The following is a 20,357-nucleotide window of genomic DNA, read 5'->3' on the forward strand; positions in this document are numbered from 1 at the left end:
GGCAATCTCCTAGCGGCCCAGATAGACCTCGATGACCCGGTCATCGGCCTGTACCTGTTCCAGTGAGCCTTCGGCCAGCACGCTGCCCTGGTGCAGTACCGTGACGTGGTCAGCAATGGCACCGACGAAGCCCATGTCGTGTTCGACCACCATCAGCGAGTGCTTGCCCGCCAGGCCCTTGAACAGCTCGGCGGTGAACTCGGTTTCCGCGTCGGTCATGCCTGCGACGGGCTCGTCGAGCAGCAGCAGTTGCGGGTCTTGCATCAGCAGCATGCCGATCTCCAGAAACTGTTTCTGACCATGGGAAAGCAGGCCCGCAGGGCGCAGGGCTGAGCCGTCGAGGCGGATGGTCTTGAGCACCTCGTCGATCCGGTCGCGCTGCTCTGCACGCAGGTGCGCGCCAAGGCAGGCCCAGACCGATTTGTCGTTCTTCTGCGCCAGCTCAAGGTTCTCGAACACGCTCAACGCCTCGAACACCGTTGGTTTCTGGAACTTGCGCCCGATGCCGGCCTGAGCGATTTGCACCTCGCTCATGCGGGTCAGGTCCAGGGTATCGCCGAACCAGGCGTTGCCGGTGTTGGGGCGGGTCTTGCCGGTAATCACGTCCATCAAGGTGGTCTTGCCCGCCCCGTTGGGGCCAATGATGCAGCGCAACTCGCCGACGCCGATGTACAGGTTGAGGCTGTTGAGGGCCTTGAAGCCATCGAAACTGACGCTGATATCTTCCAGTGTCAGTACCGTGCCGTGGCGCACCTCCAGCCCTTCGCCGCGACGTTGGCCGAGGCCAATGGCATCACGCCCGCTGCCGGCGTCCAGGATGGGCTCGAGCATGAATTCCGGATGAACCACCGGCAGTGGTGTCGTTCTCATTGTTCGCCCCTTTTCTTCAGCAGGCCGACCACGCCCTTGGGCAGGTACAGGGTGACCAGAATGAACAGTGCCCCGAGGAAGAACAGCCAGAACTCCGGAAACGCCACGGTGAACCAGCTCTTCATGCCGTTGACCAGGCCGGCACCGAGCAGCGGCCCGATCAAGGTGCCGCGCCCGCCAAGGGCGACCCACACCGCTGCTTCGATGGAGTTGGTCGGTGACATTTCACTGGGATTGATGATGCCCACCTGTGGCACGTACAGGGCGCCGGCCAGGCCGCACAGCACGGCGCTGAGCACCCAGACGAAGAGTTTGAAACCACGAGGGTCGTAACCGCAGAACATCAAGCGGTTTTCAGCATCGCGCAGGGCGGTCAGAACCCGGCCGAACTTGCTGTGCGCCAGCCGCCAGCCGATGTAGAGGCTGGCCAGCAGCAGCGCGACGGTCAGCAGAAACAGCACGGCGCGGGTGCCCTGGGCGGTGATATCGAAGCCCAGAATGCTGCGGAAACTGGTGAAGCCGTTGTTGCCGCCAAAGCCGGTCTCGTTGCGGAAAAACAGCAGCATCCCGGCGAACGTCAGGGCTTGGGTCATGATCGAGAAGTACACGCCCTTGATGCGCGAACGAAACGCGAAGAAGCCGAACACCAGCGCCAGCAGCCCGGGTGCCAATACCACCAGGCACAGCGCCCAGGCGAAGTGCTGGGTGCCGGCCCAGTACCAGGGCAGTTCGCTCCAGGACAGGAAGGTCATGAAGGCCGGCAGGCTGTCACCGGCCGCTTCGCGCATCAGGTACATGCCCATGGCGTAACCGCCCAGGGCAAAAAACAGCCCGTGACCGAGGGAGAGCAGGCCGGCATAGCCCCAGACCAGGTCCAGCGCCAGGGCAACGATGGCATAGCAGAGGATTTTGCCGATCAGGGTCAGGGTGTAGGCCGACACCTGCAGGCTGTGGCCGTCGGGCAGCAGTGACAGCAGCGGCAGTGCCAGCAGGGTTAGCAGTACCGCAGCGCCGACGGCCAGCGAGAGGCGCGGCCCGGCTTTCTGTGTGGCGCGGATCAAGAGTGGCTGGTTCATCAGTCGATTACCCGTCCCTTGAGTGCAAAGAGGCCTTGCGGGCGTTTCTGGATGAACAGAATGATCAGCGCAAGGATCAGGATCTTGCCGAGTACCGCACCGATCTGCGGCTCCAGCAGTTTGTTGGCCACGCCCAGGCCGAAGGCCGCCCAGAGGCTGCCGGCCAATTGCCCGACGCCGCCAAGCACCACCACCAGGAACGAGTCGATGATGTAGCTCTGGCCGAGGTCCGGGCCGACGTTGCCGATCTGGCTCAGGGCTACGCCGCCGAGGCCGGCGATGCCCGAACCAAGGCCGAAGGCGAGCATGTCCACACGCCCGGTGGGTACGCCACAGCAGGCGGCCATGTTGCGGTTCTGCGTCACCGCCCGCACGTTCAGGCCAAGGCGTGTACGGTTGAGCAGCAACCAGGTCAACAGCACCACGAACAGGGCGAAGCCGATGATCACCAGGCGGCTGTACGGCAGCACCAGGTTAGGCAATACCTGCAGCCCGCCAGACAGCCAGGCCGGGTTGGCGACCTCGACGTTCTGCGCGCCGAACAGCAGGCGGATCGCTTGAATCAGCATCAGGCTGATGCCCCAGGTCGCGAGCAGGGTTTCCAGTGGGCGACCATACAAGTGACGAATCACCGTGCGCTCCAGCAGCATGCCGACCCCGGCACTGACGCAGAACGCCACCGGCAGTGCCAGCAACGGATAGAACGGTAGTGCCTCGGGCACCAGGCGCTGCACGAGTACCTGCACGACATAGGTCGAGTAGGCGCCAAGCATCAGCATCTCGCCGTGGGCCATGTTGATCACGCCCAACAGGCCGAAGGTAATCGCCAGGCCCAGCGCTGCCAGCAACAGGATCGAGCCGAGTGACAGGCCACTGAAGGCCTGGCCGAGCAGTTCACCGATCAACAGCTTGCGCTTGACTTGGGCCAGGCTGGTTTCAGCGGCGGTGCGCACGGCCTCATGGGTTTCTACCGCCGGGTCAAGCAGGCTCTCCAGGCGGGTGCGGGCCATTGGGTCGCCGGTCTCGCCGAGCAGGCGTACAGCGGCCAGACGCACCGCCGGGTCGCTGGCGGCCAGTTGCAGATTGGCCAAGGCCAGGCCGAGGGCCGCGTGCACGGCGCTGTCTGCTTCGCTGGCGAAACGGCGGTCGAGAAAGGCAACCTGGGCCGGCTGCGCACTTTTCTGCAACTGTTGCGCGGCACTGAGCCGTACGCGGGGATCCTCGACCAGCAGTTGATGGCTGGCCAGTGCGTTATCCAGCAGACCGCGCAGACGGTTGTTCAGGCGCAACTTGCGGCTGTCGTCCGGGCTGATGCGGCCTTGCTGCAACGACGTGAGCAGCGCCAGCCGGGCCGGGTCGGGTTGTGCCGCCCACGCCTGCAGCAGGCGGGCCTGTTCGGTAGTGTTGGCAGCGACGAAATAGTCGGCATCGCCAGCCTCTGCGGCCAGGGGCAGCAGCAAGGCGAGGCCGATGATCAAACGGTACACGGCAGTGAGCATAGTGATGTCTCTTGAGGAGGGCCTGCAGGCACCGGCTGTGCCAGTACCTGCAGGGAGGGACTACTCAGTTGCCCTTCACTGCATAGTCCGGGCGCTTGTCGTTGCCAGGGATAAAGGGGCTCCAGGGTTGCGCGCGCAGCGGTTGCTCGGTCTGCCAGACCACGTTGAACTGACCGTCGTCCTGGATCTCGCCGATCATGACCGGCTTGTGCAGGTGGTGGTTGCTCTTGTCCATGGTCAAGGTGAAGCCCGACGGTGCCTTGAAGCTCTGGCCGGCCAAGGCTTCGCGGACCTTGTCGACGTCGGTGGACTTGGCCTTTTCCACGGCCTGTGCCCACATGTGAATGCCAACATAGGTGGCTTCCATCGGGTCATTGGTCACGGCCTTGTCGGCGCCCGGCAGGTTCTTCGCTTTGGCATAGGCTTTCCAGTCAGCGACGAACTGGCTGTTCACCGGGTTTTCCACCGACTCGAAGTAGTTCCAGGCGGCCAGGTGCCCGACCAACGGCTTGGTGTCGATGCCGCGCAGTTCTTCTTCGCCCACCGAGAAGGCCACGACCGGTACGTCGGTCGCTTTCAGGCCCTGGTTGGCCAGTTCCTTGTAGAACGGCACGTTGGAGTCGCCATTGACGGTGGAGATCACTGCGGTCTTGCCGCCTGCGGAGAACTTCTTGATGTTGGCGACTATGGTCTGGTAATCGCTGTGCCCGAACGGCGTGTAGACCTCTTCGATGTCCTTGTCGGCCACGCCCTTGCTGTGCAGGAAGGCGCGCAGAATCTTGTTGGTGGTGCGTGGGTAGACGTAATCGGTGCCAAGCAGGAAGTAGCGCTTGGCCGCGCCGCCTTCTTCGCTCATCAGGTACTCCACCGCCGGAATGGCCTGCTGGTTCGGCGCTGCACCGGTGTAGAAGACATTCGGCGACATTTCCTCGCCTTCATATTGCACGGGGTAGAACAGCAGGCCGTTGAGCTCTTCGAAAACCGGCAGCACGGATTTGCGCGATACCGATGTCCAGCAGCCGAATACCACGGCGACCTTGTCCTGGGTCAGCAGTTGGCGGCTCTTCTCGGCGAAAAGCGGCCAATTCGAGGCCGGGTCGACCACGACAGGTTCCAGCAACTTGCCATTGACCCCACCCTTGGCGTTGATCTGTTCGATGGTCATCAGCGCCATGTCCTTGAGCGACGTCTCGGAAATCGCCATGGTTCCCGACAGCGAATGCAGGATGCCGACCTTGATGGTCTCGGCGGCCTGGATACTCCAGCTCAAGCCCATCGCGGCGATGGATGCGCTCAGGGTAAAGGCCTTGATCAGACTGCGACGCTTCATAGTGCTCTCTCCATTGAATTCGATTGTTCTGTTTGGCAGATGGCGACTTCAGGAGAGAGCGTTAGCAAGCGCTGTGCCGACTTGTGTACAGGCTGGTGGGCTGCGTGTTTACAGGTTCAGGGGCAAATGGAATGCACTGTGATGACGCCCCGGTACGCTCGTTACGGGGGCGATTGCACAGGAATGGCTCATGGCTGGTATTGAGTCGGGCAGGGCGAGGTCAGGTTGCGGGTGCCAGGACGCGACGGCCCAGCCCTCGGTCCAGCAGCCCTACCACCAGCATCGAGGCACCCACCAGCGGGAAGGCAATGCCCAGGCCGAGCATGATCACGGTGGCCGACTTCCAGCGTGGCAGGTCATGTCGCAGGGGCGGTACGCCCAGCCCACCTTGAGGTCGGCGTTTCCACCAGATCACCAACCCGCTGACCGCGCCTAGCAGGATCATCAGGCAGATCAGCAACACGATGAGCTGGTTGACCAGGCCAAACAATTTGCCTTCGTGCAACATCACCCCCAGCTCAGTGGCTCGGGCAACGCCGTTGTAATCCTGCCAGCGCACATCCACCAGCACCTTGCCGGTGTACTGGTCGACATGCAGGGTGGCGTCGTTACGCGGGTCGTCGGCGAACACGGCAATGGTGAAAACACCTTCGGCCGTGCTCGGCAGGGTGATGCTGTAGCCCGGTTCAACCTGGCGCGCAGTGGCGATGTCTTCGACCTGTTGCAGGCTTACCTGTGGCAAAGCGGGTGCCGAGTTGGCGGCCACGTGACCGGCATGTTCAGCGTGTGCGCCGGACTGTGGCATTGGCGTGTTTTCCACGGCCCAAGGCACGGTCTGCCGGTTGGCGTTGTTGAGGGTGCGGGCCTGCTGGTCGGACTGCGGTACGTCGTTCCACATGGCCGCCGGAAAGCGGTTCCACAGGTCGGCGTATTGTTTGCCCCAGAAGCCGGTCCAGGTCATGCCACTGAGTAACATCAGCAACAGCAAGGCTGAGCCCCAGAAACCGCTGACGGCATGCAGGTCGCGCCAGAACAGACGCCCGCGTGCGCCCAGGCGCGGCCACAGCACGCCAGCCGAAGCTTTGCCGCGTGGCCACCACAGGTACAGCCCGGACACCACCAGGACGATGCCCCAGCCTGCGGCCAATTCAACCACGCGGTCACCGACCGTGCCGATCATCAGCTCGCCGTGTAGCGCACGGGCCACCGCTTGCAGGTTGCGCTTGGCATCCTGCGCGCCGAGTACAGTGCCTGTGTAGGGGTCGATGAATACATTCAGTTCTCGCCCGCCCTCATGCACCACGAATTGCGCACTGCGATCGGTCGCCGGGGCTGGCAGGTATTGCCCGACATGTCCCTGTGGGTAGGCGTGTTGTACGTATTGTTGCAGGGTGTCGGCGCTTTGCCGGTGATGGCCCGCGTCGACCACCATCAGGTCACGGTACATCAGCGGATCAAGCTGTGGCTTGAACAGGTAGATGATCCCGGTGATGGCCAGCAGGATCATAATCGGAGCCACGAACAACCCGGCGTAGAAGTGCCAGCGCCAGGCCAGGTTGTAGAAAGACGGTTGTACTTTTTTCATTGCACGCTCCAGCGGTGTGGGCGCGGCTTTTCAGCCGCGCCCGGCTGCATCAGAAACTCAGGTCGACTTTGGTCCAGAACGTACGGCCCGGCTCGTTGATCGCTTGTGGGTCATTGGCCGGATAACCGAAGCCGGCGTTACCCGCCAGGTTCAGGTGTTCGGCGTAGGCTTTGTCGAACAGGTTGTCGACGCCTGTGCTGAGCTTGAGGTTCTTGTTCACGCGGTAAGCGCCGTTGAGCGAGAACACGCCGAAGCCCCCACTCTTTTCATAGTCCTTGCCGACCACGTTGCCCTTGTTTTCATCAATGCGGTTCTGCGCCGCTACCACGCGCCACAGCGCGCCGGCACTCCAGTCATCGCGGCTGTAGGTCAGGCCCAGGCGGCTTTCCAACGGCGGCATTTGTGGCAGGGCCGCGCCATCGCTGCTGTTCTTGCCCCAGGCGTAGGCCAGGGTGGCATCGGCTTTCCAGTTGGAGGTCAGCTTGTAGGCGGCACCGAGTTCACCGCCCATGATCCGTGCATCGATGTTCTGGGCCTGGGAGCTGTTCTGGGTGTAGTCGAACAGGATGTAGTCGCGCACCTGGCCAACGTAACCGGAGGCCCAGGCCTCGACCACGTCGGTCTGGTACTGGATACCGAAGTCGAGCTGGGTGGTTTTCTCCGGCTTGATCGCGTCGAAGGCATTCACCGAGCCGTCAGGGCCGGATTTGGGCGAGAACAGTTCCCAGTAGTCCGGGAAGCGCTGGGCATGCCCGAGGCCGATGTAGGTGGTAGCCGGGATGGCCGCGAGGTCGTGCTCATAGCGTACAAAACCGCTGGGCAGGGTGTCGGCACGGGTGTCACCGTAGGTGGGGTTGGGCCGCGGCATCATGCCTGACGTGGTCTTGCGATAGTCTTTGGCCGAGGCGCGGTCCAGGCGTGCGCCGGTGATCAGCCGATCCTGCTGGGTGGTTTCCCAAGTCAGTTCACCAAATACGCCGTAGTTGTGGAAGTCGGCATCTTTGCTCCACGGTTTGTCCTTGTGTGCATCGATGCCCATGCCGCCACGTTTGCGGTGTTCGTTGGTCTGCGCATCGATACCGCTGATCAGCGTCACATCGGCCCAGCGCCAGGTCGCCTTGATCCGCGCGCCCATGGTGCGGCGGTCGACGTTGCTGACCATCGGCCCGGCCATCATGCCGCTGGTGGGCGGTGTACGCAGGCTGTAGTTATCCATCACGTGATCGGCGTAGTTGTAGTAGACCTGCGCTTCGACCTTGTCGAGCACGTCGCCAAGGTTGGATTTCTCGAAGCGCAGGCCCAGGCTTTCGCGTTTGAACTGCGACCCGTCCATGCCTCGCCCGGCATACCGCGCTTCACCGTCGCCCTTGCCGGCGGTCAGCTCCAGCAAGGTGTCGGCGTCTGGCGTCCAGCCGAGGGCGACGTCGCCGTTCCACTTGTCCCAGCGGGACGGCACCGTGTCGCCGTTACCATCCTCGTAGTCATCCGAGTGCGATTGGTTGCCGATGACACGTACATAGCCCAATTGGCCGCCTGCCGCCGCGTCCAGCACCTTGTCGAAGCGGCCGTTGGAGCCGGCCAGCACGCTGGCGTTGACCCGGCTGCCAAGCTCGCCGAATTGCTCGGGCTCGCGCTCGAAAAGGATGGTTCCTGCTGATGCGCCCGGCCCCCAGAGGACGGTCTGCGGGCCTTTGATCACGGTCAGGCGGTCGTAGGTTTCCGGTGCGATGTAGGACGTCGGCGCATCCATACGGCTTGGGCAAGCGCCGAGCATTACGCCGCCGTTGGTGAGGATGTTCAGGCGTGAGCCGAACATGCCGCGCAGCACCGGGTCGCCGTTGGTGCCGCCTGCGCGAATGGCGGAGAACCCGGGGATGGTCTTCAGGTAGTCGGCACCGTCGCTGGCGGGTACGGGCTGGCGAGGGTCCTTGGGGTTGGTGACCACGGTAAGCGGTGAGCTGGGCGCCACAGCGGTGATGACCGTGGGGCTCAGTTCGGCTGGGTCTTGAGTGTGGTTCTCATGGCCTTGCTCGGCGGCCAGGATGAACGGGCTGAGCAGGGAGCCACAGGCCACGGCGATAGTGCCGCGCAGGGACAGACGAAACATAGCGGTGCAGCCAGACATAATCATTCCAACGTTTTTCAGTCAAAGGCAGACGTCGACCTTCGGGCAGACGCCCGGGCCGAGTTCGATAACAAGTGGGTTCAGACTGAAAACGGGGTAGGCGGAGCGCGGGTTCGGGCGCCAGGGAAGATCGCTTGGCGGGCATGGCCTTGGCGAGGCTGGACGATCAGCCCTGTGCTGGCCGGTGTGACGGCGCTTTCCAGCAGGCTGTGCGTCTGGGGCAGGGCCGGGCAGTGGAAGAACAGGCTGCAGTAGCCGCACTTCTCCCACAGGACGTGCAGTGACGGTGAGTCCCTGTGTTCACCGGTCGCCTGAGCACCCTCGTGACAGGCCATCTCCATGCCCATCTCCATCCCTGCAGGCATGGAGGCACGATGATCCATCGGCATCGACTGAGAAATCAGTGGGCCGATGAAGATCATCAACATGGCGAACAGGCTCAGCCAGCTGCCGCGAGGTGATGCGGGCCGGATCTGGCGTTGGCGCAAGGTGCTCATCGCGGGGACGCGTCAGCGATCAATGGCTGTGGGCAGCCTCTTCGGGCGGCTGCTTCTGTACCGCGACCTCAACCGTGATATCGCCGGCCTTCTCGAAATGCAGCGTGAGCGGGAAACGCTTGCCGTCGCGCAGCAGGCTGCGGTCCTTGGGCTGCATGAGCATGACGTGATAGGCGCCTGGGGCGAAGACCAGGTCGCTGCCGGCGGGAACGACGACGCTAGGCACCTGCTGCATCTTCATCAGGCCGTCCTTCATCAGGTGCTCGTGCAGCTCGGCATTGTCGCTGATGGGGGATGCGACGCTGAGCAGGCGGTCGGCACTGTTGCCCTTGTTGTGAACAACGAAATAGGCCGCCACATTGGGCGCGTTGGGCGGTAGTTCTTGCGACCATGGGTGCGCGATGTGCAGATCGCCCTTGGTGTATTCATGGGCGTTGGCAAACGTCACCGGCAGCAGCAGGGCGGCCAGGGCAAAGGCTTTCAATAGCATGGTAGTTCTCCAGTCGATTCGGTTTCGCAACGGATAGCGTAGAGAATCAAACCAGAGGTGGGGCACGAGGATTGAGGGCGGGCCACAATTGCCGCGGTGTTGGCTGAAGCGTGCTGAACAGGGGTTGCGGTATGCCGAACGCCTGTTCGGGCAACAGCAGCTGCGGTGCCTGTGCCGGTAGCGCCAGCACGGGTGCCGATCCGGAGCAGCACCAGCAGTGCTGCATCACGGAATGATCGTCATTCGCCGGCCCGGGCTCGGTCTGGCCCAGCGAAATCGCTACCAACTGCGTACCGCTACCAGAGCAGAACGCCCCCCAGAGCAGTTGCTCGGCTTGCCCCTTCGGCGCGGCCGCGGACAACGGCATCGCCAGCATGTTCACCAATACGGCGATGCAGGCGATCCAGGCATAGGCAAGCCGTTGTCGTGGCATGGAAAGATCCGGTCAGGAATCGTGAGTGTTGGCCATTTAGCCAGAAGTGCCAGTATAAGTACAAAAGCCCGGGTGCGATGAAGTGCCGCAGGCTGAGCCTGCCGGACTGACCGGGCGTTTAATGCAGCGCCTCCAGCAATGCCTGTGTCGACCAGAACAGGCGGTCTGCCTCCGGCAATGCCGGGCGCTCGAGAATCAACACCGGCACCCCGCGCTCGCGCGCCACGTCCAGTTTGGGCTCGGTGGCGCTGCTGCCACTGTTCTTGCTGATCAGCACGTCGATCTGCCGACGCTCAAACAAGGCACGTTCGTCGTCGATGCAGAACGGCCCGCGTGCACCGATGATTTCGCAGCGCTCGTTGCCGGGGCAGCTCTCCAGTGCGCGCAGGGTCCAGAATTGCTGCGATGGTATCTCGTCCAGGTGCTGCAACGGCTCGCGGCCCAGGGTGAACAGCGGGCGCTGGAAGGGGGCCAGCGCCTGCATCAGTTCGCCCCAGTCGGCCACTTCACGCCAGTCATCTCCAGGTTGTGCTTGCCAGGCCGTGCGACGCAGTGCCCAGCACGGGATGCCCACCTGCTTGGCCGCGAGAACCGCGTTGTGGCTGATTTGTGCGGCGTACGGGTGCGTGGCGTCGATCAGCAGGCGGATGCCTTCTGCCTGTAGGTACGCCGCCAGCCCTTGCGCGCCGCCGTACCCGCCAACACGTACCTGGCAGGGCAGGTCCTGCGGTACGCGCCCAACCCCCGCCAGGCTGTAGACGTGCTCGGGGCCCAGTTGACGCGCAATGGCCAAGGCTTCGGTGACGCCTCCGAGCAGCAGGATACGTGGGCTCATTGCACACCCGCCTGGCCGACAATGCCGCCTTGGCGGTCGATGGCGAAGACTTCCACCTGCACCTGGGGTGGGACGATGGTTTGCGCGAAGGCCCGGGCATGAGCGCAGACGGCATCGCCCAAGGCTACGCCCGCCGCGTGAGCCAGCGCCAGCGCCTGCTGGCTGGTGTTGGCCTGGATGATGGCCGCCTGTAGCTCGGCGTCGGCACCAATGGCAGCGGCCCACCCGGCCAACTGTGGCAGGTCGATACTGGAGTGGCGGCTGTGCAGGTCCATGTGCCCGGCGGCCAGCTTGCTGATCTTGCCGAACCCCCCGCAGATACTCAGCTTGTCCACAGGCACCTTGCGCAGGTGCTTGAGCACCGCACCGACGAAGTCGCCCATTTCGATCAGGGCGATTTCCGGCAAGTTGTAGTACTGGCGCATGGTGTCTTCACTGGCATTGCCGGTGCAGGCTGCGATGTGCAGGTAACCGTTGGTTCTGGCGACATCGATGCCTTGATGAATCGAGGCGATGTAGGCTGCGCAGGAAAACGGTCGGACGATGCCGCTGGTGCCGAGAATCGACAGCCCGCCGATAATCCCCAGGCGTGGGTTCATGGTTTTCAAGGCGAGGTTTTCGCCATCGCGGACATTCACAGTCACTTCAAACCCTCCGGCGTAGGCGGCTTCCTCTGCCAGCCGTTGCAGGTGTTCAGTCATCATCTTCCGAGGCACAGGATTGATGGCTGGCTCGCCCACCGCCAGCACCAGCCCGGGGCGGGTCACGGTGCCGACGCCGCTGCCCGCGACAAACCGTACGCCCGGCTGTGCTTGCAGGCGAACGCGGCTGTAGAGCAGCGCACCGTGGGTGACATCCGGGTCGTCACCGGCATCCTTGAGCGTTCCAGCTTCGGCGCCGTCGTCGAGCAAGCGGCAGAACTCCAGGCGCATCTGCACTACCTTGCCCTTGGGCAGGGTGATCTGCACCGCATCACTGGCTTGCCCCGTCAGCAGCAGGCGAGCCGCCGCCAGGCTGGTGGCTGTGGCGCAGCTACCGGTGGTCAGGCCACTGCGCAGTGGCGCGGGTTGTTCGGCCGTTTCGTCACGCATCGAGGGGTTTGACCAGATCGAGCAGGGTAATGGGGAGCGCCTGGCGCCACGTGTCGAACTCACCCAGCGGCTGCGCCTGGGCGATGTGAATGCGGGTCAGTTCGCCGCCGTGGCGCTCACGCCAGTCGGCCAGGGTGGCCTCGCTTTGCAGGGTCACGGCGTTGGCGACCAGACGGCCCCCGGGGCGCAACTGATTCCAGCAGTGCTGCAGCACACCCTCACGGGTGACACCGCCGCCGATGAAGATCGCATCGGGCTGCTCCAGGCCTGCCAGCGCGTGCGGTGCGCGCCCACGGATCAGTTGCAGGCCGGGTACGCCGAGTGCATCGCGGTTGTGTTCGATCAACTGTTGGCGGCCTTCGTCGGCCTCAATGGCCAGAGCCCGGCAACTGGGGTGCGCGCGCATCCATTCGATGCCGATGGAGCCGCTGCCGGCGCCAACGTCCCAGAGCAGTTCGCCAGGTTGCGGGGCGAGCCGGGCGAGGGTGATGGCGCGTACATCGCGCTTGGTGATCTGGCCATCATGACGAAAGGCGGAATCCGGCAGGCCGGCCAAGGGCGACAGGCGCGGCGCGTCGGGGTCGGCCTGGCAGTCGATGGCAACGACATTCAGTGCTGCGACGTCCGGGTTGGACCAGGTATTGGCATGCCCTTCGTGTTGGCGCTCCAGCGGGCCTCCCAAGTGCTCCAGCACCACCATGCGGCTGGCGCCAAAGCCTCTGGCACGCAGCAGTTCGGCCAGCGCTGCAGGGCTGCTGGCGTCGTTGCTCAGCACCAGCAGGCGCTGACCGGTATAGAGGTGAGCGGCCACCGCGGCGACCGGGCGAGCGACGACCGAGAGGGTGACAACGTCTTGCAGCGCCCAGCCGAGCCGGGCCGCCGCCAGCGAACAGGAAGACGGTGCCGGTAGCACGGTCATTTCACTGGCCGCGACCTGGCGTGCCAGGCTGGCGCCCACGCCATACAGCATGGGGTCGCCACTGGCCAATACACACACCGCTTCACCGCGCAGCGCCAACAACGGCGTCAAGGAAAACGGGCTGGGCCAGGGCTCGCGTTCAGCGCCGATGCAGCGTGGCAGCAAGGCCAACTGCCGTGGGCTGCCAAACACCCGCGCAGCGCCGAGCAGCGCCCTGCGGGCTTGCTTGCCGAGGCCGTTGAAGCCGTCTTCGCCGATTCCTACCAGGGTGAGCCAGGGGGCCATGCCGCATCCTCTACACTGCCAATCCGACCAGCAGGCTTATCCTGCTGCCGGACAAAGCAGGCATAATACCGCGCCTTCCAACGACCAGCGCCTTTTGACGATTATCGGGTGATCTTTTGAACGAGCTACAGCCGTCCCCTGCGTTACGCCCCTCGGCCTGTCCGGGGTTGTGGCGCATCGTCCAGGCGCTGGATGGCGGTATTTCCCGGATCAAGCTCAATGGCGGCGAAATCAGTGCCGGCCAGGCTGATGCGGTGGCCGAGGCGGCCGAGCGTTTTGCCATCGGAGTGATCGAGCTGACCAACCGCAGCAACCTGCAGATTCGCGGCATCGGCACCGAGCGCGACGCGTTGATTGCCTGTTTGCTCGCGGCGGGCCTGGGGCCGACCCAGATGGCCGGTGATGATGTGCGCAACCTGATGCTCAGCCCAACGGCGGGCCTGGACCGCGCCATGCTGTTCGATACCCGGCCATTGGCCCGGCAGATTCTCGATTCGTTGCAAAGCAGCCCACGTTTTCAGCAACTCTCACCCAAGTTCGCCGTGCAGCTGGATGGCGGTGAAGCGATGGCCATGCTCCGTCACCCTCATGACCTGTGGCTATCGGCACTGAGCCTGGAAGGTCAGCCCTGGCTGGCATTCGGGCTGGCAGGGTGCCCGAGTGAGGACGCCGCATTGGGCGCGGTGCCGTTGGCACAAGGGCATGCGCTGGTGCTGGCGGTACTGAACACCTTTCTTGATCTGGCCTCGCCCGAGCAGGCGCGTATGCGCCAGTTGTTGGCGACAATGGACGTGGAGGCGTTCGTTGCCCGTTTGCCCCTGACGCTACGGCGCGATGTTGCCGTTCGCCAATGGCGCAGGGGCGTGGGTGACCTTGCCCAGCCGCTGGGAGTCTACCCACAGCATCAGCCCGATCATGCGGCCGTCTGTGCAGTGGCCCCTTTGGGGCGGTTGAGTGCCGAGCAATTGCGTGGTGTTGCGCGGCTTGCGCGCGAGTGGGGTGACGGTAGCCTGCGCATGACGCCATGGCAGGGTGTGCTGTTGCCGAACGTCGCCGTGGAGCAGGCCTCGGCGGCCTTGGCCGGTTTGAGCGCACTGGGGTTGCTGTGTGACGTGCGTGAACCCATGGCCCGACTAGTCGCGTGCACCGGTTCGACGGGCTGTGCCAAGGCGCTGTCCGACACCAAGGGCGATGCCCAGCGGCTGGCCCCGCTGCTATCCCGATCGGGCCCGCTTGGTGCTGTTCACCTCAGCGGCTGCCAGCGCTCCTGTGCCATGGCCCATGCCGCGCCAGCCACGCTGCTGGCCGTGGGCCCCGGTCATTACGACCTGTATTTTCACGACCCGGCGCAGCCGGGCCTGGGCGTCCTCAGCGGGCGCAATCTGACAATAGAAGAAGCGGGCGTTTATCTGGACACCCGCTTATGGAGCAACATCGATGATTGATTACATCCGCGACGGCCAGGAGATTTATCGCAACTCCTTCGCCATCATTCGCCAGGAAGCCCGTCTTGAGCGGATTCCGGCTGACCTGGAAAAGCTCGCGGTGCGGGTGATTCACGCGTGCGGCATGGTCGAGGTGGTTGATGCCCTGCGTTTCTCCCCGGGCGCGGGCAAGGCCGGGCGCGATGCGCTGGCGGCGGGTGCGCCGATTCTCTGTGATGCGCGGATGGTTGCCGAAGGCATTACCCGTGCGCGCCTGCCGGCTAACAACGAGGTGATCTGCACCCTCAAGGACGACAGCGTGCCGGACCTGGCCCGCGAGCTGGGCAACACCCGCTCGGCGGTGGCGCTGGAGCTGTGGCGCCCTTACCTGGAAGGCAGTGTGGTGGTGATTGGCAATGCCCCCACCGCCTTGTTCTACCTGTTGGAAATGATTGATGCCGGGGCGCCCAAGCCCGCGCTGATCCTGGGGTTCCCGGTGGGCTTTGTCGGTGCTGCCGAGTCCAAGGCCATGCTCGCCGCCGATAGCCGTGGCGTGCCGTTTGTGATCGTCGAAGGCCGCCGTGGCGGCAGCGCCATGGCCGCAGCGGCGGTCAACGCCCTGGCCACGGAGGTGGAGTGATGCAGGCTCGTGGACGTTTGCTTGGCCTGGGCGTCGGCCCGGGTGATCCGGAGCTGATCACCGTCAAGGCTTTGCGCCTGCTGCGCGAGGCGCCGGTGGTGGCGTACTTTGTTGCCAAGGGTAAGCGTGGCAACGCATTCGGCATTATCGAAGCGCATTTGCAGGATGCCCAGACCCTGTTGCCACTGGTCTATCCGGTGACCACCGAAGCACTGCCAGCGCCATTGTCCTATGAGCAGGTCATCAGCGATTTCTACGATCAGGCCAGCCTTGACGTGGCGGCGCACCTGGATGCCGGTCGCGATGTGGCGGTGATCTGCGAAGGCGATCCGTTCTTCTACGGCTCATACATGTACCTGCACGACCGCCTTGCCGAGCGTTACGACGCGCAGGTGGTGCCGGGTGTCTGCTCGATGCTGGGCGGTGCTTCTGTGTTGGGCGCGCCGCTGGTGTATCGCAACCAGAGCCTGTCGGTTCTCTCGGGCGTGTTGCCACACGAAGAACTCAAGCGCCGCCTGGCCGATGCCGATGCGGCAGTGATCATGAAGCTGGGGCGCAACTTCCCCAAGGTCCGTCAGGTGCTGAGCGAACTGGGGCTGGCCGAGCGTGCGTTGTATGTCGAGCGGGCGACCATGGCCAATCAGAAGATCGTCGCGCTGGATGAGGTCGACCCGCAATCGTCACCTTATTTCTCGCTGATTATCGTGCCGGGTGAGAGGTGGCAAGGGTGATGGCGCGCAAGGCTCCGGCCATCGTGATTCTCGGCAAGGGCAGCCTGGCCACTGCCCGGAAAATCCAGCAGGTGTATCCCGACGCCCTTATCCATGGCCTCGCGGGCCGGGTCGAGGGTGCCGACCTGAGTTATCAGGCGTTCGGCCAGACCCTGCGCCAGCTGTATCAGCAGGACACGCCGATTATCGCCCTGTGCGCCGCTGGTATTGTTATCCGTACCTTGGCCGATCTGTTGCTGGAAAAGGGCGCTGAGCCTCCGGTGCTGGCCGTGGCCGAAGATGGCAGCGCCGTGGTGCCGTTGCTGGGGGGGCTGGGTGGCGTCAACGTAATGGCCCGTGAAATTGCCGCCGGCCTGGGCGTTGCGGCGGCGATCACCACCAGTGGAGAGTTGCGCTTTGGCACCTGCCTGCTCAACCCGCCCAGTGGTTATGCCTTGGCTGATCTTGAGCTGGGTAAGCGCTTTGTCTCCGACCTGCTGGCTGGTGAGCCGGTGCGTATTGAAGGGGCGGCGCCTTGGTTGGCTCAAGCCCAACTGCCGCACGATGAACAGGCGCAGCGTTCGATCCATGTCGGCTGTGAAGCCCGTGAGCCTTCGCCCCATGAGCTGTTGATCCATCCGCGCTGCGTATTGGTGGCAATCAGCGCAACAGTGCCTGAACCGGCTCAGGCCGTGCGCGCTGCCCTGCAGGCGGCGAAGATTGCCGAGCCCGCGCTGGCCTGCCTGTTGGCGGCAGACAGCGAGATGAGCAGCCCGGCGCTGCGTGATGCCGCGGCTGAGTTGGGCGTTGCCTTGCGTTTCGCCCCGGCGGCTGACAGTGTTGTGGCACTGGCGGCACAGGCCCTGCCTCAACTGCTGCTGCCTCAGGCGATGGGTGACGGCATTGCGATTGCCGTGGCCAGTCAGCCTATCGACGTTCAGTCGATCGGCCGTGCCCGTGGTCGACTGGCGGTGATTGGCCTGGGGCCAGGTGCTGCGCAGTTCATGGTGCCGGCGGTCAAGGCCGAGTTGGCCCGCGCCAACGATGTGCTGGGGTACGAGACCTACGTGCGTATGGCCGGCCCGTTCCGCGACGATCAGGTGCTGCATTGCACCGATAACCGCGAAGAGATGCAGCGCGCGCGTCACGCGTTCGAGTTGGCGGTCCAGGGCCGTTCGGTGGTGGTGGTATCGTCGGGTGACCCCGGCGTGTTCGCCATGGCCTCAGCGGTACTGGAAGCCCTTCATGAGTCAGACGACCCGGCCTGGCATGCGGTTGACCTGGAGATCCTGCCGGGGGTTTCAGCCTCGCTGGCCACCGCCGCTCAAGCGGGTGCGCCATTGGGCCATGACTTCTGTGTACTGTCGCTGTCGGACAACCTCAAGCCGTGGTCGATTATCGAGAAACGCCTCGACCTGGCGGCTCAGGCAGATCTGGCGCTGGCTTTCTATAACCCGATTTCGCGTTCGCGGCCTTGGCAACTGGGGCGTGCCCTGGAAATCGTACGTCAGCACCGTACGGCGCAGACGCCTGTAGTCCTTGGCCGTGATATCGGTAGGCCGGGGCAAACATTGCGCGCCATTACCCTGGGGGAGCTGACCCCTGAGCAGGTGGACATGCGCACCATGGTGTTGGTGGGGTCGTCCACCACCTGCGTGTTCCCTCGTCCTGAGGGCGGCCAATGGGTGTACACGCCACGCTGGTATGGCGACAAGCCAGCTAGCTGAGCGGGATCACCCGGGAAGTGTTTCTGTCCTGAATGACCTGGATCGTTGTCTTAGTGTGGGCGCAGAGTCACCACTGGCTCTGTTACCACTAACGATCAAGGACGAATCAATCATGAACAACCCAATCTTGGACACCTCCAGCGATGTTGCAGAAGTAGCAAGTGGAGAAGTACTTTCGTTTGTCAAAGGCATGTCGCTGAGCAACCGCGAAGCAGCCAAGTACTGCCATCTGTTTGCAAGCCAGGCAGCCACCGCCGCTCATCACCCGAATGAGGAAGGGCAGAAGTGGTTTGAGGTTTACATTCAAACCATGCAGGCCTGCGGCTGGGTTTCGATCAAGTACACCTACAGCAAGGAGAAGTCCAGCAACCGTGAGTTCACCATGGATGGTCTTATGGTTCACGCTCTGGCGGGTGCTGTGAGCCTTCTGGGCTCCGGCGGTACCAGTGCTTCTGTTTTGCCGGTTGTTGCAGGCAATGCCCTGAAGGCACTGGACAAGGCTGACGAGGCTATCAGTGTGATTTCCCGTAATGCGGTGAGCAAGCAAGGTACCAGCCTGAGTGTGGCGTCTTGCATGGAGCAGCCTAACGGTGAGGTGATCATGACCGTTGGTGCCGTGCAGGTAAACCAAACGCCAGACAAGAAAACCGGCTTGCTGTTTTTCAGCTGGAGCGGCAGCAATGCCGAGACGTATACCGGTTCTGCTGCTTTCACTTTCCACCGCTCGCTGTATGAGCGTAACAAAGACGTGGTCGAGGGTGAGGTAGCTGACAACGCCCGGAAAACCCTGTTGAGCCTCAAGCTCAAGCGTTGATATCCGCCAACGGAGGGGGGGACGTATTGCCCCCCTCCTTGTTAGCAGGGAGCGCTGACATGCAAATAGAGTACGAAGAGTTTCTCTGTGGTAGTACGTTGTTGCTGCTGTCCCGCGCGTTGTCGAAGCAAGAACGCAGTGATGTGCTGGATACGCAGCTTTTTGCCCGGTTAAAGGCCGACAGCGAGTGCTCGATGTTTCTCGACTATGAAGGCTGGCTAGCGGTACATCGAGAGGCGCAATCAGCGTTAGGCTGGCTTGTATCAGCGCAGCGCTATCGCATCGAGAGGGATGTCTACTGCGGTGTATCCAAGCCTGTCGAGGACTTTACGGAGGCGCTGGTAGCGCTCGTTTCGACCTTATCAAGGTGCCGCGTCAGGGACGTGCTACAGCGCTTTATCGAGTTACCGACTCAACACCACGTCAAGCAGTCGCTAATCCGTTCAGGCAGTCAATCAACGAAGGGTTGCAGCCAGTTGGCGCTGGGCATTGTGGTTGTCGAACCTGGGCCTGTTCTGCTTGGAGGCAACTTGCTCCTGGAGAGTTCTCAAACCTTTCAAGACCTGTGTTTGGGGCTCTTGAAGGGCAGCATCCACACGTCGCTTTACACGGCTGAGCTTCACGAGAGCACCTTTGCAACGATCCGGGAAGACTTGGCCATGATGATGCGTTCGGAACGCGATAGCTCAATGACGTCGATAGACGTCTAACGGTACTTCACAAGGATGGGAGTATGAACATGCTGGATAAGCGAGAGGATAGCGCCGTCGTGGTGGACGGAAGCGTAGCAACGTTTCTGCCAGGCGTTATGGGCGATGATCGGGAGGACGTCCTGCTGGCTAACTTGTATGCGCAGCGGGTGACTCGGGATCTTTTCAACAAAGGTCAGATCGAGGACTGGTTTGCCTATTACAAGAACACGCTCAAGTACCTCGGGTGGGACGCTACGCCCCCTGCAGATACCCCGCTGCCTGGCCCGGACCGTGAGCGAGTGGTGGACGCGGCGCTGGCCATGATCGGTCAGGATGGGCGCGAGCACTATGCACAGGCTTGCGATCTTGCAGTGAAGCGGCTTGCCAATGATGACAAGGCGCTTACCTTGTTCGAAAGCAGTGCCCGTTCCCGTGATGAGGTGCGCTTTCAACTGCTGCCCTGTATGCAGAGCAAAGCTGGGCAGGTCGACTTGGTGCTCTTTCATCAGGAAATCCGGGTGCCGCAAAAGCAGCAGGGGTTTCTCTTTCTGCAGCGTTCCAGCTTGGTCGAGGTTTTTCAACCGCGTGTCGAGTTGGTGCGGTTCAATACCCGCTTGTTCCGGCAGGAGCGACGCGCTGTTGTCGCTCGCAAAATGGCGGAAGCATCTCGGCAGTACATCATGCTTGTGCGCGGTCAGTCTCAGCCGGGTAACAGGTAGCCCTTTATCCCGGTAAAGATGATTTGCGCCGCCAGGGCGCAGACGAACAGCCCCATCAACCGGCTGACGATCTGCAGGCCCTGGTCGCCGAGCAGGCGTTCGATGCGGTTGGACAGGTAGAGCACCAGGCCGACCGTGAGGCTGGCTGCAGCGATACTGACGATGGCCAGCAGTTTGTCGTCCCAGTGCGGTTGACCAACCCCCATCACCAGCAGCGCACCAATGGTGCCAGGGCCGACCGTCAGCGGTATGGTCAGTGGCACGATGGTGACGTCCTGCTGCACGCTGTCGGTCTGCACCGCAGACTTGCCCTGTGCCATGCCCAGTGCGGAAATGAACAGCACGCTGCCCGCACCAATGCGAAAGGCATCGGCGGTGATACCGAAGATGCCGAAGATTACCCGTCCGAACAGGTACAGCAGAACGCTGGAGACGAGCACGCCAATGGCGACTTTCCAGGCCAGGTGCTTGCGCTCCTTGCTGGAGTAGCCACGGGTCAGGCTGATGAAACAGGACAGAACAAAGAACGGGCTGTAGAGCACGAGCATTTTCAGGTAAACGCTGAACAACTCATGAAGCATGGCGTGGGCTCGCGG

Annotated in this window: 20 protein-coding genes; 7 read left to right on the forward strand and 13 right to left on the reverse strand. The window is 63.1% G+C overall.

The genetic code is table 11. From position 1 onward, the window contains the following. Window positions 1–9 precede the first annotated feature (9 nt). From urtD to cbiE, 12 genes are all read right to left on the reverse strand, one after another. On the reverse strand, window positions 10–870 hold the full coding sequence (gene urtD, locus ACZ9H3_RS18115; protein ID WP_065757920.1) for an urea ABC transporter ATP-binding protein UrtD: 861 nt from the start codon (window positions 868–870) through the stop codon (window positions 10–12). Continuing rightward, window positions 867–1,946, reverse strand: a complete 1,080-nt coding sequence (gene urtC, locus ACZ9H3_RS18120; RefSeq protein WP_476221816.1) for an urea ABC transporter permease subunit UrtC — start codon at window positions 1,944–1,946, stop codon at window positions 867–869. The genes urtD and urtC overlap by 4 nt, the downstream gene beginning before the upstream one ends. Beyond that, complete coding sequence (gene urtB / locus ACZ9H3_RS18125) at window positions 1,946–3,445, reverse strand: urea ABC transporter permease subunit UrtB (protein ID WP_476221817.1); 1,500 nt, start codon at window positions 3,443–3,445, stop codon at window positions 1,946–1,948. Before urtB ends, urtC begins: the two co-directional genes overlap by 1 nt. 64 nt (window positions 3,446–3,509) lie before the next feature. Further along, complete coding sequence (gene urtA / locus ACZ9H3_RS18130; RefSeq protein ID WP_065757923.1) at window positions 3,510–4,775, reverse strand: urea ABC transporter substrate-binding protein; 1,266 nt, start codon at window positions 4,773–4,775, stop codon at window positions 3,510–3,512. A 220-nt stretch (window positions 4,776–4,995) separates the two neighbouring features. Beyond that, window positions 4,996–6,360 carry a PepSY-associated TM helix domain-containing protein gene (locus ACZ9H3_RS18135; RefSeq protein ID WP_476221819.1) on the reverse strand — a complete coding sequence of 455 codons (1,365 nt, stop codon included), beginning with the start codon at window positions 6,358–6,360 and terminating at the stop codon, window positions 4,996–4,998. A 49-nt stretch (window positions 6,361–6,409) separates the two neighbouring features. Next, window positions 6,410–8,485, reverse strand: coding sequence for a TonB-dependent copper receptor (locus ACZ9H3_RS18140; RefSeq protein WP_476221821.1), 2,076 nt, complete (start codon window positions 8,483–8,485; stop codon window positions 6,410–6,412). A gap of 80 nt (window positions 8,486–8,565) precedes the next feature. After that, on the reverse strand, window positions 8,566–8,982 hold the full coding sequence (locus tag ACZ9H3_RS18145) for a DUF2946 domain-containing protein (RefSeq protein ID WP_476221823.1): 417 nt from the start codon (window positions 8,980–8,982) through the stop codon (window positions 8,566–8,568). 19 nt (window positions 8,983–9,001) lie between these two features. Then, on the reverse strand, window positions 9,002–9,472 hold the full coding sequence (locus ACZ9H3_RS18150; protein ID WP_330522323.1) for a copper chaperone PCu(A)C: 471 nt from the start codon (window positions 9,470–9,472) through the stop codon (window positions 9,002–9,004). A 46-nt stretch (window positions 9,473–9,518) separates the two neighbouring features. Continuing rightward, window positions 9,519–9,905, reverse strand: a complete 387-nt coding sequence (locus tag ACZ9H3_RS18155; protein WP_476221825.1) for a DUF2946 domain-containing protein — start codon at window positions 9,903–9,905, stop codon at window positions 9,519–9,521. Window positions 9,906–10,023: 118 nt separating this feature from the next. Beyond that, a complete protein-coding gene (locus tag ACZ9H3_RS18160) occupies window positions 10,024–10,740 on the reverse strand; it encodes a cobalt-precorrin-6A reductase (RefSeq protein ID WP_476221827.1) in 717 nt (238 codons plus the stop codon). Beyond that, window positions 10,737–11,831 carry a cobalt-precorrin-5B (C(1))-methyltransferase gene (locus tag ACZ9H3_RS18165; RefSeq protein WP_476221829.1) on the reverse strand — a complete coding sequence of 365 codons (1,095 nt, stop codon included), beginning with the start codon at window positions 11,829–11,831 and terminating at the stop codon, window positions 10,737–10,739. Before ACZ9H3_RS18165 ends, ACZ9H3_RS18160 begins: the two co-directional genes overlap by 4 nt. Next, window positions 11,824–13,035: a precorrin-6y C5,15-methyltransferase (decarboxylating) subunit CbiE gene (gene cbiE, locus ACZ9H3_RS18170; RefSeq protein ID WP_476221831.1), complete on the reverse strand. Its 1,212-nt coding sequence runs from the start codon at window positions 13,033–13,035 to the stop codon at window positions 11,824–11,826. Before cbiE ends, ACZ9H3_RS18165 begins: the two co-directional genes overlap by 8 nt. Window positions 13,036–13,151: 116 nt before the next feature. On the opposite strand from cbiE, the gene cobG reads away from it, so the two are divergent. The 7 genes from cobG to ACZ9H3_RS18205 all read left to right on the forward strand — a co-directional run bounded on the left by cobG (window position 13,152) and on the right by ACZ9H3_RS18205 (window position 19,761). After that, window positions 13,152–14,480, forward strand: coding sequence for a precorrin-3B synthase (gene cobG, locus ACZ9H3_RS18175; RefSeq protein ID WP_476221833.1), 1,329 nt, complete (start codon window positions 13,152–13,154; stop codon window positions 14,478–14,480). Then, window positions 14,473–15,099 carry a precorrin-8X methylmutase gene (locus ACZ9H3_RS18180; RefSeq protein ID WP_163934925.1) on the forward strand — a complete coding sequence of 209 codons (627 nt, stop codon included), beginning with the start codon at window positions 14,473–14,475 and terminating at the stop codon, window positions 15,097–15,099. The genes cobG and ACZ9H3_RS18180 overlap by 8 nt, the downstream gene beginning before the upstream one ends. Further along, window positions 15,099–15,830: a precorrin-2 C(20)-methyltransferase gene (locus ACZ9H3_RS18185; RefSeq protein ID WP_065757934.1), complete on the forward strand. Its 732-nt coding sequence runs from the start codon at window positions 15,099–15,101 to the stop codon at window positions 15,828–15,830. The genes ACZ9H3_RS18180 and ACZ9H3_RS18185 overlap by 1 nt, the downstream gene beginning before the upstream one ends. Further along, window positions 15,830–17,536: a precorrin-3B C(17)-methyltransferase gene (gene cobJ, locus ACZ9H3_RS18190; RefSeq protein ID WP_476221835.1), complete on the forward strand. Its 1,707-nt coding sequence runs from the start codon at window positions 15,830–15,832 to the stop codon at window positions 17,534–17,536. Before ACZ9H3_RS18185 ends, cobJ begins: the two co-directional genes overlap by 1 nt. A 112-nt stretch (window positions 17,537–17,648) precedes the next feature. Further along, a complete protein-coding gene (locus tag ACZ9H3_RS18195) occupies window positions 17,649–18,350 on the forward strand; it encodes a hypothetical protein (RefSeq protein ID WP_099773430.1) in 702 nt (233 codons plus the stop codon). Between the two features lie 59 nt (window positions 18,351–18,409). After that, on the forward strand, window positions 18,410–19,060 hold the full coding sequence (locus ACZ9H3_RS18200; protein ID WP_099773431.1) for a hypothetical protein: 651 nt from the start codon (window positions 18,410–18,412) through the stop codon (window positions 19,058–19,060). A 23-nt stretch (window positions 19,061–19,083) separates the two neighbouring features. Then, on the forward strand, window positions 19,084–19,761 hold the full coding sequence (locus ACZ9H3_RS18205) for a hypothetical protein (RefSeq protein WP_476221838.1): 678 nt from the start codon (window positions 19,084–19,086) through the stop codon (window positions 19,759–19,761). Here the strand turns inward: ACZ9H3_RS18205 and ACZ9H3_RS18210 are convergent. Then, window positions 19,743–20,342, reverse strand: coding sequence for a MarC family protein (locus ACZ9H3_RS18210; RefSeq protein WP_099773433.1), 600 nt, complete (start codon window positions 20,340–20,342; stop codon window positions 19,743–19,745). The two genes, ACZ9H3_RS18205 and ACZ9H3_RS18210, sit on opposite strands and share 19 nt — an antisense overlap. Window positions 20,343–20,357: the final 15 nt, after the last annotated feature.

Source organism: Pseudomonas sp. TE3910 (assembly GCF_056279025.1).

Excerpts from the sequence above, each read along its gene's own strand:
- urtD (WP_065757920.1), bottom strand. The coding sequence starts at position 870 with ATGAGAACGACACCACTGCCGGTGGTTCATCCGGAATTCATGCTCGAG.
- urtC (WP_476221816.1), bottom strand. The coding sequence starts at position 1,946 with ATGAACCAGCCACTCTTGATCCGCGCCACACAGAAAGCCGGGCCGCGC.
- urtB (WP_476221817.1), bottom strand. The coding sequence starts at position 3,445 with ATGCTCACTGCCGTGTACCGTTTGATCATCGGCCTCGCCTTGCTGCTG.
- urtA (WP_065757923.1), bottom strand. The coding sequence starts at position 4,775 with ATGAAGCGTCGCAGTCTGATCAAGGCCTTTACCCTGAGCGCATCCATC.
- ACZ9H3_RS18135 (WP_476221819.1), bottom strand. The coding sequence starts at position 6,360 with ATGAAAAAAGTACAACCGTCTTTCTACAACCTGGCCTGGCGCTGGCAC.
- ACZ9H3_RS18140 (WP_476221821.1), bottom strand. The coding sequence starts at position 8,485 with ATGTCTGGCTGCACCGCTATGTTTCGTCTGTCCCTGCGCGGCACTATC.
- ACZ9H3_RS18145 (WP_476221823.1), bottom strand. The coding sequence starts at position 8,982 with ATGAGCACCTTGCGCCAACGCCAGATCCGGCCCGCATCACCTCGCGGC.
- ACZ9H3_RS18150 (WP_330522323.1), bottom strand. The coding sequence starts at position 9,472 with ATGCTATTGAAAGCCTTTGCCCTGGCCGCCCTGCTGCTGCCGGTGACG.
- ACZ9H3_RS18155 (WP_476221825.1), bottom strand. The coding sequence starts at position 9,905 with ATGCCACGACAACGGCTTGCCTATGCCTGGATCGCCTGCATCGCCGTA.
- ACZ9H3_RS18160 (WP_476221827.1), bottom strand. The coding sequence starts at position 10,740 with ATGAGCCCACGTATCCTGCTGCTCGGAGGCGTCACCGAAGCCTTGGCC.
- ACZ9H3_RS18165 (WP_476221829.1), bottom strand. The coding sequence starts at position 11,831 with ATGCGTGACGAAACGGCCGAACAACCCGCGCCACTGCGCAGTGGCCTG.
- cbiE (WP_476221831.1), bottom strand. The coding sequence starts at position 13,035 with ATGGCCCCCTGGCTCACCCTGGTAGGAATCGGCGAAGACGGCTTCAAC.
- ACZ9H3_RS18180 (WP_163934925.1), top strand. The coding sequence starts at position 14,473 with ATGATTGATTACATCCGCGACGGCCAGGAGATTTATCGCAACTCCTTC.
- ACZ9H3_RS18185 (WP_065757934.1), top strand. The coding sequence starts at position 15,099 with ATGCAGGCTCGTGGACGTTTGCTTGGCCTGGGCGTCGGCCCGGGTGAT.
- cobJ (WP_476221835.1), top strand. The coding sequence starts at position 15,830 with ATGGCGCGCAAGGCTCCGGCCATCGTGATTCTCGGCAAGGGCAGCCTG.
- ACZ9H3_RS18195 (WP_099773430.1), top strand. The coding sequence starts at position 17,649 with ATGAACAACCCAATCTTGGACACCTCCAGCGATGTTGCAGAAGTAGCA.
- ACZ9H3_RS18200 (WP_099773431.1), top strand. The coding sequence starts at position 18,410 with ATGCAAATAGAGTACGAAGAGTTTCTCTGTGGTAGTACGTTGTTGCTG.
- ACZ9H3_RS18205 (WP_476221838.1), top strand. The coding sequence starts at position 19,084 with ATGAACATGCTGGATAAGCGAGAGGATAGCGCCGTCGTGGTGGACGGA.
- ACZ9H3_RS18210 (WP_099773433.1), bottom strand. The coding sequence starts at position 20,342 with ATGCTTCATGAGTTGTTCAGCGTTTACCTGAAAATGCTCGTGCTCTAC.